The sequence below is a fragment of the Methylibium sp. genome (genome assembly GCF_013817345.1).
Lineage (GTDB): Bacteria > Pseudomonadota > Gammaproteobacteria > Burkholderiales > Burkholderiaceae_C > Methylibium.
On the sequence record NZ_JACDCW010000035.1, the window covers coordinates 1 to 17,057 of the forward strand.

The 17,057-nt window shown below is 67.7% G+C and carries 20 protein-coding genes; 10 read left to right on the plus strand and 10 right to left on the minus strand.

From position 1 onward, the window contains the following. Positions 1-21: 21 nt before the first annotated feature. The 3 genes from H0W40_RS08685 (at position 22) to H0W40_RS08695 (ending at position 1,508) form a co-directional block, all read left to right on the plus strand. Positions 22-480, plus strand: a complete 459-nt coding sequence (locus H0W40_RS08685) for a RidA family protein (RefSeq protein ID WP_292445377.1) — start codon at positions 22-24, stop codon at positions 478-480. Then, the gene (locus H0W40_RS08690) at positions 477-983 is read left to right on the plus strand and encodes a disulfide bond formation protein B (protein WP_292445378.1); all 507 of its coding nucleotides are present in this window, start codon (positions 477-479) and stop codon (positions 981-983) included. Before H0W40_RS08685 ends, H0W40_RS08690 begins: the two co-directional genes overlap by 4 nt. 132 nt (positions 984-1,115) lie before the next feature. After that, on the plus strand, positions 1,116-1,508 hold the full coding sequence (locus H0W40_RS08695) for a hypothetical protein (RefSeq protein WP_292445379.1): 393 nt from the start codon (positions 1,116-1,118) through the stop codon (positions 1,506-1,508). An 81-nt stretch (positions 1,509-1,589) separates the two neighbouring features. On the opposite strand, the gene parC is transcribed toward H0W40_RS08695, so the two are convergent. From parC to H0W40_RS08735, 8 genes are all read right to left on the minus strand, one after another. Then, positions 1,590-3,908, minus strand: a complete 2,319-nt coding sequence (parC, locus tag H0W40_RS08700) for a DNA topoisomerase IV subunit A (protein ID WP_292445381.1) — start codon at positions 3,906-3,908, stop codon at positions 1,590-1,592. Beyond that, positions 3,909-4,286, minus strand: a complete 378-nt coding sequence (locus H0W40_RS08705) for a type II toxin-antitoxin system VapC family toxin (RefSeq protein WP_292445382.1) — start codon at positions 4,284-4,286, stop codon at positions 3,909-3,911. It abuts the gene before it with no gap. Next, on the minus strand, positions 4,283-4,525 hold the full coding sequence (locus H0W40_RS08710) for a type II toxin-antitoxin system Phd/YefM family antitoxin (RefSeq protein WP_292445384.1): 243 nt from the start codon (positions 4,523-4,525) through the stop codon (positions 4,283-4,285). The genes H0W40_RS08705 and H0W40_RS08710 overlap by 4 nt, the downstream gene beginning before the upstream one ends. Positions 4,526-4,636: 111 nt before the next feature. Next, positions 4,637-5,221 carry a DUF6134 family protein gene (locus H0W40_RS08715; protein WP_367153778.1) on the minus strand — a complete coding sequence of 195 codons (585 nt, stop codon included), beginning with the start codon at positions 5,219-5,221 and terminating at the stop codon, positions 4,637-4,639. Between the two features lie 188 nt (positions 5,222-5,409). Further along, positions 5,410-6,231, minus strand: coding sequence for a DUF1295 domain-containing protein (locus H0W40_RS08720; protein ID WP_292445385.1), 822 nt, complete (start codon positions 6,229-6,231; stop codon positions 5,410-5,412). Between the two features lie 51 nt (positions 6,232-6,282). Continuing rightward, the gene (locus tag H0W40_RS08725; protein ID WP_292445387.1) at positions 6,283-7,329 is read right to left on the minus strand and encodes a cyclopropane-fatty-acyl-phospholipid synthase family protein; all 1,047 of its coding nucleotides are present in this window, start codon (positions 7,327-7,329) and stop codon (positions 6,283-6,285) included. 178 nt (positions 7,330-7,507) lie between these two features. Beyond that, positions 7,508-8,062: a GNAT family protein gene (locus H0W40_RS08730; RefSeq protein ID WP_292445388.1), complete on the minus strand. Its 555-nt coding sequence runs from the start codon at positions 8,060-8,062 to the stop codon at positions 7,508-7,510. Continuing rightward, the gene (locus H0W40_RS08735) at positions 8,059-10,026 is read right to left on the minus strand and encodes a DNA topoisomerase IV subunit B (protein WP_292445390.1); all 1,968 of its coding nucleotides are present in this window, start codon (positions 10,024-10,026) and stop codon (positions 8,059-8,061) included. The genes H0W40_RS08730 and H0W40_RS08735 overlap by 4 nt, the downstream gene beginning before the upstream one ends. Before the next feature lie 48 nt (positions 10,027-10,074). Between H0W40_RS08735 and H0W40_RS08740 the strand changes: the two genes are divergently transcribed. From H0W40_RS08740 to H0W40_RS08770, 7 genes are all read left to right on the plus strand, one after another. Further along, entirely contained in the window at positions 10,075-10,803 is a 729-nt protein-coding gene (locus H0W40_RS08740; RefSeq protein WP_292445392.1) for a class I SAM-dependent methyltransferase, read from the plus strand. A gap of 134 nt (positions 10,804-10,937) precedes the next feature. Then, positions 10,938-12,158 carry an MFS transporter gene (locus tag H0W40_RS08745; protein WP_292445394.1) on the plus strand — a complete coding sequence of 407 codons (1,221 nt, stop codon included), beginning with the start codon at positions 10,938-10,940 and terminating at the stop codon, positions 12,156-12,158. A gap of 7 nt (positions 12,159-12,165) precedes the next feature. Continuing rightward, positions 12,166-12,297 (plus strand): hypothetical protein, encoded by a 132-nt coding sequence (locus H0W40_RS08750; RefSeq protein ID WP_292445395.1) that lies wholly within the window; start codon positions 12,166-12,168, stop codon positions 12,295-12,297. 1 nt (position 12,298) lies between these two features. After that, entirely contained in the window at positions 12,299-12,862 is a 564-nt protein-coding gene (locus tag H0W40_RS08755; RefSeq protein WP_292445396.1) for a bifunctional 2-polyprenyl-6-hydroxyphenol methylase/3-demethylubiquinol 3-O-methyltransferase UbiG, read from the plus strand. 60 nt (positions 12,863-12,922) lie between these two features. Beyond that, entirely contained in the window at positions 12,923-13,813 is an 891-nt protein-coding gene (gene dapA, locus H0W40_RS08760) for a 4-hydroxy-tetrahydrodipicolinate synthase (protein WP_292445397.1), read from the plus strand. Positions 13,814-13,896: 83 nt separating this feature from the next. Next, positions 13,897-15,057 carry an outer membrane protein assembly factor BamC gene (gene bamC, locus H0W40_RS08765; protein ID WP_292445398.1) on the plus strand — a complete coding sequence of 387 codons (1,161 nt, stop codon included), beginning with the start codon at positions 13,897-13,899 and terminating at the stop codon, positions 15,055-15,057. Positions 15,058-15,151: 94 nt separating this feature from the next. Then, positions 15,152-15,934 carry an MBL fold metallo-hydrolase gene (locus H0W40_RS08770; protein ID WP_292445399.1) on the plus strand — a complete coding sequence of 261 codons (783 nt, stop codon included), beginning with the start codon at positions 15,152-15,154 and terminating at the stop codon, positions 15,932-15,934. Between the two features lie 98 nt (positions 15,935-16,032). On the opposite strand, the gene H0W40_RS08775 is transcribed toward H0W40_RS08770, so the two are convergent. Together H0W40_RS08775 and H0W40_RS08780 are read right to left on the minus strand one after the other, a co-directional pair. Next, entirely contained in the window at positions 16,033-16,350 is a 318-nt protein-coding gene (locus tag H0W40_RS08775) for a hypothetical protein (protein ID WP_292445400.1), read from the minus strand. Positions 16,351-16,534: 184 nt separating this feature from the next. Continuing rightward, positions 16,535-17,056 (minus strand): hypothetical protein, encoded by a 522-nt coding sequence (locus H0W40_RS08780; protein WP_292445401.1) that lies wholly within the window; start codon positions 17,054-17,056, stop codon positions 16,535-16,537. Position 17,057: the final 1 nt, after the last annotated feature.

Genomic DNA, 17,057 nt, shown 5'->3' on the forward strand with positions numbered 1-17,057 from the left:
CCCCGTTCAGGAGCCCCCATCATGACCATTGCACAACGCCTTGCCGAGCTCGGCATCGAGCTGCCGCCAGTGGCCGTTCCGGCTGCCGCTTACGTGCCTTTCGTTCAGAGCGGCAATCTGCTGTTCCTGTCTGGCCACATCGCCCGGCAGGCCGGCAAGCCGCTGGTCGGCCAGCTCGGCACCGACATGGCGACTGAAGCCGGCAAGGCCGCCGCCCGCGCCGTGGCGATCGATCTGCTGGGCACTCTGCAAGCTGCCGTAAGCGACCTCGAGCGCGTGCGGCGCATCGTGAAGCTGCTGAGCCTGGTCAACAGCAGCGGCACGTACACCGAACACCACTTGGTCACCAACGGCGCGTCGGAGCTGATGGTGCAGGTGTTCGGCGCCGAGCGCGGCGCGCATGCCCGCAGCGCTTTCGGTGTGGCGCAGCTGCCGATGGGCGCCTGCGTGGAGATCGAGTTGATCGCCGAGGTGCAATGAAACCACGGGGCAGCGTGTTTCACCGCATGCCGCGCGGTGTGCTGGCTTTGATCGCGCTGGTCTGCCTGCTCGCCGTGGGGGGCGCGCTGGTCGCGCAGCACGCGTTCGACATGCGGCCGTGCCCGTGGTGCATCTTTCAGCGCGTGCTGTACCTCGCAATTGCGGTGGTCGCATTGATCGGCTGGGCCCTGGCGTCGCGCACGGCCAGCCTGCTGAGCACTCTCGGCGTGCTGGCGCTCGCGCTCGGCGGCATCGCCTCGGCGGTGTTCCAGCACCAGGTTGCCGCCAAGGACGCGAGTTGCGCCTTCACGATGGCCGATCGTTTCCTGAGTGCAACCGGATTGGAAACCGCACTGCCCTTCCTGTTCCAGGTCACCGCCACCTGCATGGAGGCTGCCAGCGCGCGCTTGCTCGGCCTGCCCTTCGAGGTGTGGAGCGGCGCGCTGTTTGCAGTGATCGCGCTGACCGCTTTGCTCCTGTTGCGGGACCGCAAGCTACGCTGATGCAGCGAGACGGGACAGGTCGCGAGGCTGACACTGTCGCGTCAAACCCGCACCTGGTTCCCGGGTTCGAGACATCGTCCTGCGCAAGGCCTAAGCTAGTCACCGGCGCAACGCGCGCCGCAGGAGACGAGCATGACCCCCTGGCGTTTCTGGTTTCCCAACCCGCCCGATAACGGCACTGCCACGCCGAAAGCCGAATCGCGACGAGATGCGGCGCTGTGGTCGCCGCAAGCCATAGCCGAGGCGCAGCGCGCCGTCTGGCAACACACGGCCCATGCCACGGAGGACTGGTGGCGTTACTGGCGCTCTCTGTGGCCGAGCGTGCCGATGCAGCCGCCGGCCGGCGTGGTGACGCCGCCGAAGCCCGCCAAAAGCGATAAGCCCAGCGTCGCGCGACCGGAACAACCGGCACGCCGCCGCCGGGTCAGCGCACGGCCGGCCGAGCCGTCGGTTTCAACGTCTGCAGCGACCAAACCCGGCGTGACCGCGGCCAAGCGAGCAAGGCCGGTGGCACGCGGCAAGTGACCTCATCGCCGCCGCCCGTCAACGGCTCGGCGGACAAAACAAGCGCCCTGTCCGTCATTGCTCGCCAGGCGGAAGCACGGCTCAGGTGCGCAGCAGCAGGGTCGGCTTGAAGCCGATATCCGCCGGCTTGCCCTTGCGGGCGCGCACACCGCGGTAGACCGCCAGCGCGGCGGCGCCCAGCGTTTCGTCCTTGGCCTTGCCGCCGCGGCCGCTGCCCAGCACCCGGAGCGTCTTCTCGAACGCGGCGACGCTGACCAGCGCATCCCTGGCTTCCAGATCGATCAAGGTCAGGCCGCGCCCGCCCTTCGGTTGCAGCTTGAGGTCATCGATCGCAAACACCAGCAGGCGGCCGGACAGACTCAGACAGGCCACCTGCGCGGCGCCGTCGGCGCGGCTCGGCGGCAGCGGCTTGTCGCCCTCGGCCAGGCTCAGGAAGCTCTTGCCGCCGCGCTGGCGGGCGACCAGATCGCCCACCCTGGCGAGCAAGCCGTAGCCGCCGGTGTTGGCGAGCAGCAGGGTCGCATCGGCCGGGCCGGCGAAATAGTGCAGCGGCTGGGTGCCGGCTTCCAGATCCATCATCGAGGTGATCGGCTGGCCATCGCCGCGCGCGCTCGGCAAGCCCGCCACTGGCACGCTGTACACGCGGCCCGCGCCGTTCGCCGCGGAGCCGAAAACCAGCAGCGCATCGACGGTGCGGCACTCGAACGTGCCGTAGAGCGAATCGCCCGCCTTGAAGGCAAAGCTCGCCACGGGGTGCCCGTGGCCCTGGCGCGCCCGCACCCATCCCTTGGCGCTGATCACCACCGTGACCGGCTCGTCGATCACCCTGACTTCCGCCACCGCCCGCTTGTCGGCCTGGATCAGGGTGCGGCGCTCGTCGCCATGCTGTTTGGCATCGGCCTCGATCTCCTTGACCACTGTGCGCCGCAGCGCGGCCGGGCTGTTCAGGATGTCCTCGAGCTTGCCCTGATCGACTCGCAAGTCCTTGAGCTCCTGCTCGATCTTGATCGCCTCCAGCCGCGCCAACTGGCGCAGGCGGATTTCGAGAATGTCTTCCGCCTGGCGCTCGCTCAGCCCGAAGCGCTCCACGAGCGCCGGCCTGGGCTCATCGGCCGCGCGAATGATGCGGATCACCTCGTCGATGTTGAGCAGCACGAGCTGCCGCCCTTCGAGGATGTGAATGCGGTCCAGCACCTTGCCGAGCCGGTGCCTCGTGCGCCGCTGCACGGTGGCGAGGCGAAAGCCGATCCACTCGACCAGCATCTGCCGCAGCGACTTCTGCGTCGGCCGGCCGTCGGCGCCGACCATCGTCAGGTTGATCGGTGCGGATGTTTCAAGACTGGTGTGCGCCAGCAGCACGTTGATCAGCTCCTGCTGCTCGACCGCGCGGCTCTTGGGCTCGAACACCAGCCGCACCGCGGCCTCCTTGCCCGACTCGTCGCGCACCGCGTCGAGCACGGTCAGCACAGTCGTCTTGAGCTGTGCCTGCTCGGCCGAAACGGCCTTCTTGCCGGCCCGCACCTTGGGATTGGTGAGTTCCTCGATCTCTTCGAGCACCTTCTGCGTGCTCACGCCCGGCGGCAACTCCGTGACCACGAGATTCCACTGGCCGCGCGCCAGATCCTCGATCTTCCAGCGTGCGCGCACCTTGAGCGAGCCGCGGCCCGTGCGGTAGGCCTCGCGGATGTCGGCGTCACCGCTGATGATCTGGCCGCCGCCCGGGTAGTCAGGGCCAGGCAGCAATGCATGAAGCTCGTCGTCGGTCAGCTTCTCGTTCTTGACGAGCGCAATCGCGGCGGCTGCGACCTCGCGCAGGTTGTGGCTCGGCACTTCGGTGGCGAGTCCGACCGCGATGCCGCTGGCGCCGTTGAGCAGCACGAACGGCAGGCGTGCGGGCAACTGGCGCGGCTCCTGCGTCGAGCCGTCGTAGTTGGCGATGAAATCGACCGTGCCTTCGTCGATCTCGTCGAGCAGCAGCCGCGTGATCGGCGCCAGGCGCGCTTCGGTATAGCGCATGGCCGCCGCGCCGTCGCCATCGCGCGAGCCGAAGTTGCCCTGTCCGTCGATGAGCGGATAGCGCTGCGAGAAATCCTGCGCCATGCGCACCAGCGCGTCGTAGGCGGCGGTGTCGCCGTGCGGGTGGTAGCGGCCGAGCACGTCGCCGACCACGCGCGCGCTCTTCATCGCCTTCGGGCCGCCGGGCGTGGTGAAGGCCAGGCCCAGGCGCTCCATCGCGTAGAGGATGCGGCGCTGCACGGGCTTCTGACCGTCGCACACGTCGGGCAGCGCGCGGCCTTTCACGACGGACAGCGCGTATTCGAGATAGGCGCGCTCGGCGTAGTCGGCCAGCGTGATGGCATCGCCCGCTTCGGGCGGCAAGGGGGCAAACAGGTCGTTCATTCAGGCAACGGTGACGAGATGGGAATAGGCCGCGAGGGCAGCGTCGTGGGTCAGCAGGTGCAGCGGTTCGCTCATGGCCTGTGCGACGAGCATGCGGTCGAACGGGTCGCGATGCAGCGGCGGCAAATCGCGGTAGGCCAATGCGTGAGCCCACGTCATCGGCAAAGGGCGGCAGCCGGTCGCCAGCAACTGGGCTTCCATGCGGGGCATGTCGATCGTCAGCTTGCCGGCCGCGGCCTTGATTGCAGCCTCCCAGAGGGAGACGCTGCTGACATGCAGTTCATCAGCAGCGACGATCAGCCTGCGCGCCTGTGCGCTCAGCTCACGCGCATCGCGCAACATCCACAGGAAGATGTGGGTGTCGAGCAGCAGCTTCAAACGTCACGGCCTTCGAAAGCTGCGAGCAGGTCGTCCGGAAGCGGATCGTCGAAGTCTGCCGCTTCCATGAACTCGCCTTTCATCAGGCCGAACCTGACCCTAGGTTTGGGCCCGTCGTTCAAGGGAACCAACTTTGCCATCGGCGTTCCGGCCTTGGCGATGATCACCGTCTCGCCGTTGTGAACGGCATCGACCAATTGCGAGAGATGGGTCTTCGCTTCGTAGATGTTGACTTGCATGGCGAGTGTCTCGTGTTGACCATACTTGGTCAGGGAAATTGTATGTCGCGCCCAGGTTGCCGACCAGACGGAAGGTCGGCAAACCCGGAAGAACCGCCGCTCTTGCTTTGCTTACTCGCGCCAATAGCTCAGCCGGCGTCCGCCCGACACGGTGGACTCGAGCGCCAGCCAGTCCCCCTGCTGCGAGTACCAGAGTTCGATCGGCCGATCGACGCCGGTGATGCGGTAATGCCGCGCCGGCATGCTGCCGTCGGCCACTTCGATGTTCTTCATGCCGAGCGACTCGATGCGTACCGCCTCTTCCTTGCCGGTCTGCGCATTGAGCAGGCGGGTCTGATCGAGCATCGAAGGGTTCCAGTAGGCGAAGCTCAGCACGCAGCCTTCGAGCGAGCGGCTGCCTTGCGTGCCGGCGACAGTCAGCGACTTGCCTTCGCGGCGGGCCTGGACGATGGAGACACTGCCGTCGTCGTCGGTGCGGGCGTCGAGCGCGGTGAGGCAGCCGCCCTGCCAGCGCTCCGTGGCCGTGTGGCGGTAGCTGTATACGGTCAAGCCGAACAGCTTGACGTCGAAGCTCGCTTCGCTCTTCAGCGTGCGGGCGTCGCCCTGCTGCTGCAGGGTGAACCGGTGATGGCCGATGGGCTGGCCGTCGAGCAGCACACGGAACTTCCATGGGCCGGCGTTTGCCACCGTCGCCACAGCCCCGGCCTCATTCGTTACCGACGCAGACGCACCCGACTGCGTCGACGGGCCTTGCCCGCAGGCCGCCGCGGCCGACAACGCCAGCACTGAAAACGCCGCGACACCCCTGAGCCGACCGACGACAGCACCGGCCCGTGCATCCCCCATCCGGAGCGCGACGTGCAGGCCGCAGCGCACGCGACGCGTCACGATGCAGCCTTCCGCGGCGGCCCTGGCACGAAGGCGTTGGTGCGCGCCACGTAATCCCGGTAAGCCGGGCGGCGCTCGCCGATGTCCTTCTCCAACAGGCTGATGCCCGACACTTTCAGCAGCAGCACCGTCATGAGCAGCGGCGAGACGATGCTCCAAGCGCCACCGGCCGCAAGCGCCATGAGGTAAAGGCCCCACCAAACGCAGCACTCGCCGAAGTAGTTGGGATGGCGGCTGTAGCGCCACAGGCCGCGGTCCATCACGCGCCCATGCTGGGCGGGGTCCGCCTTGAAGCGCGCCATCTGCCAGTCGGCCGTGGCCTCGAAAATCAGGCCGAAGGCGGCGAGCAACAGGCCGGCCGTGTCCAGCGCCGACCATGCCGCCGGAGCGGCAACGCCGGCCAGCAGCGGCGCCGAGACAACCCACGCCAGCACGGCCTGCAACGCGAACACGAGGATCAAGCTCTTGAGCGCGAAATGCGGCTCGTTGCGCGCGCGGATTGCCTGGTAGCGGCGGTCTTCCGGCTCGCCCCAGTTGCGCCAAGTGATGTAGAGCGACAGCCGCAGCGCCCACAGGCCCGCGACGGCGAGCATCCAGGCGGCGCGCGGTCCCGTTTGCGGCAATGCGGCCGCGTAGGCGATGCCGGCACCGACGATGCATAGCGACCACACGCGGTCCACCAGGCTCACGTCTCGGTAAGCCAGACTCGCGAACCACGTCAGCAGCGCGATCACGGCGCTGGCCGCCAAGCCCAGCAGAGCTGCGTGCCAGCCGCCCGATGTGCCGATGCCGCCGAGTGCCGAAACCCACTCACTCACCGCCATGCTCCCGGACGCGCGCTTGTGCGGTTCGAGCGAATGACGCGGGCCTCATGAGCGCCGCTCGAACAGATAGTGACTGACCCACCATTGCTGGCCACCGTCATAGCCGAACAGCTCGGCGCAGGACATGAAGAACAGCCGCCAGCGCATCCACCACACCGAGGCGCCGGCACGCCCGTAGGTCTGCTCCAGCACCGGCCAGACGGCGGCACGGCGCGCATCCATGTTGGCGAGCCAGGCCTGCGCCGTGCGCTGGTAGTGCGTGCCGTCCCAACGCCACCGTCGCACGAGGCCGAGGTGCTGCTGGAACTGCAGCGGCAGGTCGTCGCTCGGCATCATGCCGCCCGAGAAAAAATGGCGACTCATCCAGTCGCTCGCATCGCGCTCCTCGAACGCATAGGGCGTGCTGCGGTGCGCGAACACATGCATGAAGAAGCGCCCCTGGGGCGCCAGCCAGCCGGACACGCGCCGGAAGGCTTCAGGCCAGTTGCGCAGGTGCTCGAACATCTCGACCGAAACCACGCGGTCGAAGCGCTCGTCGGTGTCGAACTGGTTCATGTCGCAGGTGATGACGCGCACGTTGCCAAGGCCGCGCTGCGCCGCCTCGGCCTCGATGTGCTCGCGCTGCGAGTGCGAGTTGGAGACTGCGGTGATCCGCGCGCCTGGAAAGCGCTCGGCCATCCACAGCGTGAGCGAGCCCCAGCCGCAGCCCAGTTCGAGAATGTGCTGCCCGTCCGTCAACTCCGCGCGCACGCAGGTCATGGCAAGCGCGGCAGCCTCCGCTTCGTCGAGCGTGTTCACGCCTTCGGGCCACCAGCAGCCGCTGTATTTGCGGTGCCGGCCCAGCACCTGGGCGAAGAAAGCCGCCGGCACCTCGTAGTGCTGCTCGTTGGCCGTCTGCGGCAGCAGCGCCAGCGGCGCGGCGCGCAGGGAGTCGGCGAAAGTCTGCGCGGCTTCTGCGGCTCGAGCCGCATCGCCTGCGCCGATCTCTCGCAGGCGCTCACCGAGCAGCCGACGAATACCGAGCCGGACGACCCGGTCGGGCACGAAACCCTGCTCCACCCACTTCACTACTGCCGCGGTCGAACGTGCCATTGCTGTCTCGATTGCCCGGTTCGCCTTCCTGCCATCGCCCCATGCGACGGCCCCGACGAGCCTTCCTTGTTCTGACGTGCCATACGAAGACCATGGCAAAACGGATGAGACGGATGCGGACGAACCCCCGATCGGCTGCACCCGCCGAGGAGGCCGGCCCGTGCCGCAGCCGCGCCGCTCATCGACCTGCGTTGCGATTGCGCTCCGTCTCTGCGCGCTCGCGGTATTCGCTCTCCAGCATCGACATCACGATCAGCGAGTGGTAGCCCGGCGTGCCGTTCTCGTCGTCGAGCACGCATTCGCGCAGCCGCCCTTCCTCGACGAAGCCCTCGCTTTCGTACAGCGCCTTGGCGCGCACGTTGTTCGTCTTTACATCGAGCCAGAAGCGATGCGCATGCAGATCGCGAAAGGCGATCTGCTCGAGCATGCGCAGGCAGGCGCGCCCCAGGCCTTGCCCCTGCACCTGGATCACCATGCGCTTGAGCTCGATCGAGCGATGCCGGCTGCGGCAGCCCTGCAGGATCACGAAGCCGACCGCCTGCGTGCCGGCGCCGGCCTCGACGATGAAGTGCCGGAAATCGGGAAACCGCACCGCGCCCTCGTGCTGCGTGCGCTCCCAGGGTGTGATGAAGGGACGGCAGGCAGGGTCCTGCTCGACCGTGAGCACGAAGTCGAGGTCGGACAGCATCGTGGGACGCAGGCGCAACTGCGTGGCGGCGGCTGCGGGACTCACACGTCCACCTCCACCTCGTCCCCATGCAACTCCATCAAGGCCCGCCGCGAGGCCGCTTCGCCCTTGCCCATCAACTTGTTGAACGACCCCTCGGTCGCGAGGAAGTCGAGCCGTCCCCATGACACCTGCAGCAAGCGGCGCGTCTCGGGGTTGAGCGTGGTGTCCCACAACTGCTCGGCGTTCATCTCGCCCAGGCCCTTGAAGCGGCTGATGGTCCAGGAGTTTTCGCGGGCGCCTTCCTTGCGCAGCTTGTCAAGGATGGCGGTGAGCTCGCCCTCGTCGAGCGCGTAGAGCTTGGCGGCCGGCTTCTTGCCCCGCGCCGGCGTGTCGACGCGAAAGAGCGGCGGCTTGGCGATGAAGACGTTGCCTGCTTCGATGAGCTTGGGAAAGTGGCGGAAGAACAGCGTGAGCAGCAGCACCTGGATGTGCGAACCGTCGACGTCGGCGTCGCTGAGGATGCACACCTTGCCGTAGCGCAGGCCGGACAGATCGGGCGTGTCGTTCGCGCCGTGCGGATCGACGCCGATCGCCACCGCGATGTCGTGGATCTCGTTGTTGGCGAACAGGCGGTCGCGCTCGACCTCCCAGGAATTGAGCACCTTCCCCCGCAGCGGCAGGATGGCCTGCGTCTCCTTGTCGCGGCCCATCTTGGCGCTGCCGCCGGCCGAATCGCCCTCCACCAGGAACAACTCGTTGAGCGTGAGGTCGCGGCTCTCGCAATCGGTCAGCTTGCCGGGCAGCACGGCCACGCCGGAGCCCTTGCGCTTCTCGACCTTCTGCCCCGCGCGCTGGCGCGCCTGCGCCTGACGAATCACCAGCTCGGCCAGCTTCTTGCCCTCGGCCACGTGCTGGTTCAGCCACAGCTCGAAGGCAGGACGCACATAGGTCGAGACGAGCCGCAGCGCGTCGCGGCTGTTGAGGCGCTCCTTGGTCTGGCCCTGGAATTGGGGATCGAGCACCTTGGCAGAGAGAACAAAGCTGGCACGCGAGAACACGTCGTCGGGCATCAGCTTCACGCCCTTGGGCATGAGCGAGTGCAGGTCGATGAAGCCCTTGATCGCGGTGAAGAGCCCGTCCTTCAGACCCGATTCGTGCGTACCGCCAGCGATGGTGGGGATTAGGTTGACGTAGCTTTCGCGCAGTGCGTTGCCTTCTTCGGTGAAGGCCACGCACCAGGCGGCACCCTCGCCTTCCGCGAAGTTCTCGGTCTCGGTCTCGCGGGCGTAGTGCGCACCCTCGAAAAGCGGAATCACCGGGTCGGCGTTCAGGCTTTGCAGCAGGTAGTCGCGCAAGCCGCCTTCGTATTGCCAGCTCTGCACTTCACCGCTTTTCTCGGAGGTGAGCGTCACCGTCACGCCCGGCATCAGCACCGCCTTGCTGCGCAGCAGGTGCAACAGTTCGGCCTTGGGCAGATCGACCGTGTCGAAGTACTTCGGGTCGGGCCAGGCCCGAACGCTGGTGCCCTGCCTGCGGTCTGCAGCACCGGCCTTGCGCGTGGCCAGCGGCTCGCTCACATCGCCGCTGCCGAAGGCCAGCGTGGCGACTCTGCCTTCGCGAAACACCGTCACCTGAAGCCGCGTGGACAGCGCATTGGTCACGCTCACGCCCACGCCGTGCAGCCCGCCCGAGAAGCTGTAGGCGCCGCCCGAGCCCTTGTCGAACTTGCCGCCGGCGTGCAGGCGCGTGAACACGATCTCGACGACCGGCACCTGTTCCTCGGGATGCAGGCCGAACGGGATGCCGCGGCCATCGTCTTCCACGCTCACCGAGCCGTCGGCATGCACCGTCACGGCGATGCGCTGACCATGCCCCGCGAGCGCCTCGTCGGCGGCGTTGTCGATCACCTCCTGCACGATGTGCAGCGGCGTTTCGGTGCGGGTGTACATGCCCGGACGCTGCTTGACGGGCTCCAGGCCCTTGAGCACCCGGATCGATTCTTCTGCGTACTTGCCTTGCTTTGCCATAGGCGGCGGATTGTAGGGAGCGCCTCCCACCTCCTACACTCGCGCGCCATGAACGACCTCGAGCGCTACTTCCACGCCAACACAGGCAGGTTGATCCACAAGTGGCACCACTTCTTCGAGATCTACGAGCGCCACTTCGCCCGCTTCCGCGGCCAGCCCGTGCACATGCTGGAGATCGGCGTGTACCAGGGCGGCTCCCTGCAGATGTGGAAGGACTTCTTCGGCCCGCAGGCGCGCATCTACGGCATCGACATCAACCCGGCCTGCCGCGAGCTCGAGGAAGACCGCGTGAAGATCTTTATCGGCAATCAGGAAGACCGCGCGTTCCTGCAGTCGGTGGCACAGGCCATGCCTCGCATCGACATCGTGCTCGACGACGGCGGCCACATGATGGGGCAGTTGCGCACAACGTTCGAGGAGCTGTACCCGCGCGTCGATCCGAATGGCGTGTACATGGCCGAAGACCTGCACACGTGCTACCGGCGCGAGTTCGGCGGCGGCTTGGGTGCCGGCGCGAGCTTCATCGAATACAGCAAGGGGCTCATCGACCAGCTGCACGCGTGGCATTCGCGGCAGCCGGCACGCTTGGCGGTCAACGACTTCACTCGCAGCACGCATTCGCTGCACTTCTACGACAGTGTGCTGGCCATCGAAAAACGCCCGATCGAGCCGCCAGTACACAGCAAGACCGGCGTCGCACATCTGCCTGATTACCGGCCGCCGCACGGCCCGGGCAGCCCGATGAAGCGCGCCTTGAGGCGGCTCGTCGGCAGGTGAACGAAAGGCTGCGGCTGGCGGTCCGCGAGCCGTATCGCTGAGGGATTGCAGGCAGACGCGGGACACCGCTCCCTCGCTCAACCCACGAGGCATGAAGCCGGCGGGAACGGCGCCGCTTGGCTACAGTGCTCGCCATGAGCCAACCCGTCGCGACCGCCAACCGACTGTCGATGACGCAGGTGCTGATCTGCGGCGCCGCCATCGTCACCCTGTCGATGGGCATCCGCCACGGCTTCGGGCTGTGGCTGCAGCCGGTGACCATGGACCGCGGCTGGTCGCGTGAGACCTTCGCCTTCGCCTTGGCGATCCAGAACCTGATGTGGGGCCTGACCGGCCCCTTCGCCGGCATGCTGGCCGACCGCTACGGCGCCTTCAAGGTGCTGCTGGCCGGCGCACTGCTCTATGCCGGCGGGCTGGTGCTGATGGCCCTGGCCACTTCGGGTCTGGCCTTCACCGGCAGCGCCGGCCTGATGATCGGCATGGCCCAGGCGGGCACCACCTATGCCATCGTCTATGGCGTGATCGGCCGCAACGTGGCGCCCGAGAAGCGCTCGTGGGCGATGGGCATCACCGCGGCGGCTGGCTCCTTCGGCCAGTTCCTCATGGTGCCGGTGGAGAACTGGCTGATCGGCGCCTTCGGATGGCAGCAGGCTCTGATCGTGCTCGGCTGCCTGGCGCTGGCGATCATTCCGCTTGCCTTCGGCATGAAGGAGCCGGCCGCCCCCGCCCCCGTGGGGGTGCAGCAGAGCGTGGGGCAGGCAGTGCGCGAGGCGTTCGGTTACCGCAGCTTCCAGTTGCTGATGGCCGGCTATTTCGTGTGCGGCTTTCAGGTCGTGTTCATCGGCGTGCACATGCCGAGCTACCTCAGGGACAACGGGCTGACGCCCGACGTGGCGACCACTGCGCTGGCCCTTATCGGCCTGTTCAACGTGTTCGGCACCTACGCCGCCGGATCGCTCGGCCAGCGCCTGCCCAAGCCGCTCATCCTGAGCTGGATCTACGCGCTGCGTTCGGTGGCGATCGTGGCCTTCCTCTTGCTGCCGCTCACGCCGATGAGCGTCTATATCTTCTCGGCCGTGATGGGCGTGCTTTGGCTCTCGACCGTGCCACCGACCAACGCCGTCGTCGCGCAGATCTTCGGCATCAAGCACTTCTCGATGCTCGGCGGCTTCGTGTTCCTGTCGCACCAGATCGGCAGCTTCCTCGGCGTGTGGCTGGGCGGCCGGCTCTATGACAGCACCGGCAGCTACGACGTGGTCTGGTGGCTGGCGGTCGGGCTCGGCGTCATGGCCGCCCTGCTCAACCTGCCGGTGCGAGAAACCGCGATCGAACGCGGGTCGGCGCAGCCGGCATGATGGGCGCATGAAGACGACCCCGCTTCGCCGCGCTGGGCTCTGGGCGCTTGCCGCCGGCGCGCTGGCCGGTGTGTTCATGGCTTACCGGCAGCCCGACCTGATGGTCGATCTGGCCAACCGGGTGTGGAGCTGTTTCTGAAGTGACTCCCGGGCATGCCGGCCTCGCGCCATCACCCTGGGTCCGACGCTGGGCCGCGTTGTTGCCGCCCCAGGCCAGCGTGCTCGATGTGGCGTGCGGCACGGGCCGGCACCTGCGCTGGCTGGCGTCGCTGGGTCACCGGCTGACCGGCATCGACCGCGACGCTGCGGCGCTCGAGCCGCTGCGCGCGCTGGGCGAAACCATCGTGGCCGATATCGAAGCCGGCCTCTGGCCCATCGCCGATCGGCAGTTCGACGCGGTCGTCGTCACGAACTATCTGTGGCGCGCCCGGCTGCCCGACATCGTCGCCAGCGTCGCACCCGGCGGCTTGCTGATTTACGAGACCTTCGCGATCGGCAACGAATCTTTCGGCAAGCCTTCGAACCCGGACTTCCTGCTACGCCCAGGCGAGCTGCTGAGGGCGGTACAGCAGGGCGCGGCGGGCGACTGGCGCGTGCTCGGCTTCGAAGACGGCTTTATCGACTCGCCGCCGCGCTTCGTGCAGCGCATCGCCGCCGTGCGCGAGCAGCCCTCGCCCACGACGCCGGCGAAATATTCGCTGTAGCCACGGCGTTCAGCCGTCAGCAGCGGCTGGTTAAAATCCCGCGATTGCGAGGATCACGTCATGAAACCCATCGTTGGCAGCATCGTTGCGCTCGTCACGCCGATGCTCGAGGACGGCAGCGTGGATTACCCCGCGCTGCGCCGCCTGATCGACTGGCACATCGCCGAGGGCACCGATTGCCTGGGCGTGGTCGGCACCACGGGCGAGTCGCCCACCGTCAGCACCGAAGAGCACTGCGAGATCATTCGCGTGGCGGTCGAGCACGTGGCCGGCCGGGTGCCCGTCATGGCCGGCGCCGGCTCGAACTCGACGCGCGAGGCCATCGAACTGTCGAAGTACGCCAAGCAAGTCGGGGCCGACTGCACCCTGCAGGTCGTGCCCTACTACAACAAGCCCACGCAAGAAGGCCAGTACCTGCACTTCCGCGCCATCGCCGAAGCGGTGGACATCCCGGTGGTGCTCTACAACGTGCCCGGCCGCACGGTGGCCGATTTGCTGCCCGAGACCGTGCTGCGCCTGGCGCAGGTGCCGGGCATCGTCGGCGTGAAGGAAGCGAGCGGCGACATCGAGCGCGCGTGCTGGCTCATCAGGCAGGCGCCGAAGGGATTTGCCGTGTATTCCGGCGACGATCCGACCGCGGTGGCCCTCATGCTGCTCGGCGGTCAGGGCAACATCAGCGTCACGGCCAATGTGGCGCCGCGGGCGATGCACGAGCTCTGCATGGCGGCGATCGCGGGCAACGCGCGGTTGGCCGCCGAAATCCAACTGCAACTGCTGCCCCTGCACAAGCAGTTGTTCTGCGAACCGAACCCGATTCCCGTGAAATGGGCGATGCAGCGGCTGGGGCATTGCGGTGCCGCGCTGCGCTTGCCGCTTACGCCCTTGAGCGCACCCCTGCAGCCGCTCGTCGAGCGGGCGCTGCAAGAGGCCGGCCTGCTCGAAGGCCGCTGAACTTGCCCGCGCCGAGCGCGTCCCATACCGCTGCACCGGCCGAGCCGACGCGACGAACTGACCGATTTCCGAAAGAGCCGCCCGTGAGCCAACGTTTGATCCGACATTCCTCGCTTGTTCGATTGCTGCCGCTGGCGTTCGTTGCCGGCCTGGCGGCCTGCACCACGATCAACAAGACCTTCGAAGGCGACAAGGTCGATTACCAGAGCACCGGCTCCAAGACGGTGAGCCTGGAAGTGCCGCCTGATCTGAGCCAGTTGCAACGCGATTCGCGTTTCCAGACGGCCGACGGCACGATCAGCGCTTCGACGATGCAAGCTCCTGCTGCGGCCGCTTCGGCGCCGGTGGTGGCGACGGTCGCCCCTGCAGTGACCGGCGATGTCCGCATCGAGCGGGCCGGCAGCCAGCGCTGGCTGTCCACGCAGCAAAGCCCCGAGCAGCTATGGCCGCAGCTCCTGGCCTTCTGGCAGGAGCGCGGCTTCTCGGTCGAACTCGAGCAGCCCGCCACCGGTGTGATTGAAACCAACTGGGCCGAGAACCGCGCCAATCTGCCGCAGGACTTTATTCGCAGCACGATCGGGCGCGTGTTCGATTCGCTGTACGAAACCGGGGAGCGCGACCGCTTCCGCACCCGGCTCGAGCGCGCCCCCAACGGCGGCACGGAGGTCTACATCAGCCATCGCGGCATGGTCGAGGTCTACACCAGCGAGCGCCGGGACTCCACTGCCTGGCAGCCGCGGCCGGCGGATCCGGGACTCGAAGCGCTGATGTTGTCGCGCCTGATGCAAAAGCTGGGCGGCGAGGAGGAGCGTGTGCGCACGGCCGCCGCGGCCGCATCGGCGCCCCCGGAGGCTGTGGCCAGCGTCCGCGCACGCCTGATCGACGGCGCACCGGGCAGTGGCTTGCAGGTCGACGACGGCTTCGACCGGGCCTGGCGGCGTGTCGGGCTGGCGCTCGACCGCAGCGGCTTCACCGTGGAGGATCGCGACCGCACGCAGGGCCTGTATTACGTGCGCTATGTCGATCCGGTCAAGAGCAACCAACCCGAACCCGGCTTCTTCGGCAAGCTGTTCGGCGGCAGCAAGAACGAAGGGGCCCCGAACGCCCTGGCGCGCTACCGCATCGCGGTGAAAGGCCAGCAAGCCGAGTCCACGCTGGTGACCGTGCAGAACAACCAGGGCGCACCGGAGACAGGCGACGCGGCGCAGCGCATCCTGCAGTTGCTGGTCGCGGACCTGCGCTGAATGACGGCCTGCGGGCATTTGCGGCCATGCCTTGCAGCGAAGTTCCCGGTGGCGCCGGGGCGGCCCGGCCGAAACTGAGGTACTGAGCGACCGCATGATGCGTTTTTGCAGCCTGGGCAGCGGCAGCACCGGCAACGCCACCCTGATCGAGTCGCGCGACGGCACGCGGACCACGCGGGTGCTGATCGACTGCGGCTTCACGCTCAAGGAGTTCGGCCTGCGGCTCGCCCGCGCCGGGGTCGAGCCGGGCGGCCTCGACGCGGTGTTCGTGACGCACGAGCATGGCGACCACGTGGGCTGTGCACTCAGTGTGGCGAGGCGCTACGGCGTGCCGCTGTGGATGAGCCGCGGCACCTGGCGCGCGATCGGTGCGCGTGAACCCTTCGACGGTCTGCTGAATTTCGCCCGCGACGGCGAGCCGATCGAAGTCGGCGGGCTGCAACTGCGCCCCTACACCGTGCCCCACGACGCGACCGAGCCGCTGCAGCTCAGTTGCAGCGACGGTGCCCGGCGCTTGGGCGTGCTCACAGACGCGGGTTCCATCACGCCGCACATGATCGACGCGCTGCAGGCCTGTGACGCGCTGCTGCTCGAATGCAACCATGACCGCGGCATGCTGGCCGGCTCGAGCTACCCCGCTTCACTCAAGCGGCGCGTCGGCGGCTCGCTCGGCCATCTGGCGAACGAAAGCGCCGCCGTCGTGCTCGGCGCGTGCCGGCATTCCGGCCTGCGTCACGTTGTGGCAGCCCACCTGAGTCTGCAGAACAACCGACCCGAACTCGCGGCTGTGGCCCTGGCCGATGTGCTCGGCTCGACGCCGCAAGACATCGTCGTCGCGGATGCGCGCCTGGGCTTCGGCTGGCTCGACCTGCACTGACCCCTCAGGCCCTACGCGATGCATGCTCGCAAAAAAGCCGCCCTCGGGCGGCTTTTTTGCGGCTTCTCCGGGCGGGGCATGGGCCTCGCCGCAGTGAATCACTTTTTCATCGCATCTTCGGCCGTGCTCGCGGCGGATGCGGCGGCAGCGGCCGCATCGGTGGCGGCCTCGGAAGCAGCGCCTGCCGCATTGCCGGCGGCGGCCGTGGCGGCCGCATCCGCAGAACCCATGGCGGCCGATGCGCTGTCCATCGAAGCCGAGGCGGCGTCCATGGCGGCAGAAGCACTGGTTTCGGCAGCCGGAGCAGGCGCTTCCACGGGGGCTGGAGCAGGTGTCACGACCGCTTCTTCGTTCTTGCCGCAAGCGGCGAGAGCGGCGGCGGCAACCAGGGCGGCCAGCACGAGAGATTTGTTCATTTACAGGTCCTCGATCGAGAGTTCAAAGGTCTACCGGAAAAGAAGCGGAACCCGCCGACCTTCGTCGCGTTCCGACCAAGACTCGCACGCGCAACCGCGTCCGAGCCAAGCCAAAAAGTATAGCCCGCCCTCGGACTTACCCTTAGTCCTGCGACCCGGCGATTCGATCTCGCCGGTCCGAGTCCTAAAGGCCCAAAGTGGTGGCCGGCAAGGCTTCCTCGGCCCGGTCCAAAAGTGCGTCGAGCCGTTCGCCGCAGTGCGTCAGTTCGAGCGGTGCGTGGAGCACCCGGCCGCGGTGGCGTTCGCGGTCGTGCAGGCGCACGGTCCGAAGGCCGGGGGCGAAGAGCAGCGTGGGCACGCTGGCAGCGACTTCTTCATGCACTTGCATGCAGTGAACGATGTGCGACCACTGACGACGCCACGCGTGCCAGCGCGGCGCACCTTGCGCCAGGACGCGGTAGTCGGCGGCCAACAGCATGAGGCGCCGGTGGGAGCGGGCCCACCGTGCGAGCGCCTCGACCACCTCGGGCTGGCCGAGCGGCCAGGTCGAAAAGTCCGGATCGCACAGCCACAGTTGCGTCGCGCCGCTTTGCTGCGCCGCCGCTTCGATCGCCGCTACCAACGCGCGCCGGAAATCGTCGCGGGAAGCGATCGCGTCGGCGCCCGAAGCCGGCGCCGCGTCGTCCTCGAGCTCTTGGGATGTCATC

Excerpts from the sequence above, each read along its gene's own strand:
- H0W40_RS08775 (WP_292445400.1), bottom strand. The coding sequence starts at position 16,350 with ATGAACAAATCTCTCGTGCTGGCCGCCCTGGTTGCCGCCGCCGCTCTC.
- H0W40_RS08710 (WP_292445384.1), bottom strand. The coding sequence starts at position 4,525 with ATGCAAGTCAACATCTACGAAGCGAAGACCCATCTCTCGCAATTGGTC.
- H0W40_RS08695 (WP_292445379.1), top strand. The coding sequence starts at position 1,116 with ATGACCCCCTGGCGTTTCTGGTTTCCCAACCCGCCCGATAACGGCACT.
- H0W40_RS08735 (WP_292445390.1), bottom strand. The coding sequence starts at position 10,026 with ATGGCAAAGCAAGGCAAGTACGCAGAAGAATCGATCCGGGTGCTCAAG.
- H0W40_RS08750 (WP_292445395.1), top strand. The coding sequence starts at position 12,166 with ATGAAGACGACCCCGCTTCGCCGCGCTGGGCTCTGGGCGCTTGCCGCC.
- H0W40_RS08780 (WP_292445401.1), bottom strand. The coding sequence starts at position 17,056 with ATGACATCCCAAGAGCTCGAGGACGACGCGGCGCCGGCTTCGGGCGCC.
- H0W40_RS08740 (WP_292445392.1), top strand. The coding sequence starts at position 10,075 with ATGAACGACCTCGAGCGCTACTTCCACGCCAACACAGGCAGGTTGATC.
- H0W40_RS08745 (WP_292445394.1), top strand. The coding sequence starts at position 10,938 with ATGAGCCAACCCGTCGCGACCGCCAACCGACTGTCGATGACGCAGGTG.
- H0W40_RS08725 (WP_292445387.1), bottom strand. The coding sequence starts at position 7,329 with ATGGCACGTTCGACCGCGGCAGTAGTGAAGTGGGTGGAGCAGGGTTTC.
- H0W40_RS08770 (WP_292445399.1), top strand. The coding sequence starts at position 15,152 with ATGATGCGTTTTTGCAGCCTGGGCAGCGGCAGCACCGGCAACGCCACC.
- H0W40_RS08690 (WP_292445378.1), top strand. The coding sequence starts at position 477 with ATGAAACCACGGGGCAGCGTGTTTCACCGCATGCCGCGCGGTGTGCTG.
- parC (WP_292445381.1), bottom strand. The coding sequence starts at position 3,908 with ATGAACGACCTGTTTGCCCCCTTGCCGCCCGAAGCGGGCGATGCCATC.
- dapA (WP_292445397.1), top strand. The coding sequence starts at position 12,923 with ATGAAACCCATCGTTGGCAGCATCGTTGCGCTCGTCACGCCGATGCTC.
- H0W40_RS08685 (WP_292445377.1), top strand. The coding sequence starts at position 22 with ATGACCATTGCACAACGCCTTGCCGAGCTCGGCATCGAGCTGCCGCCA.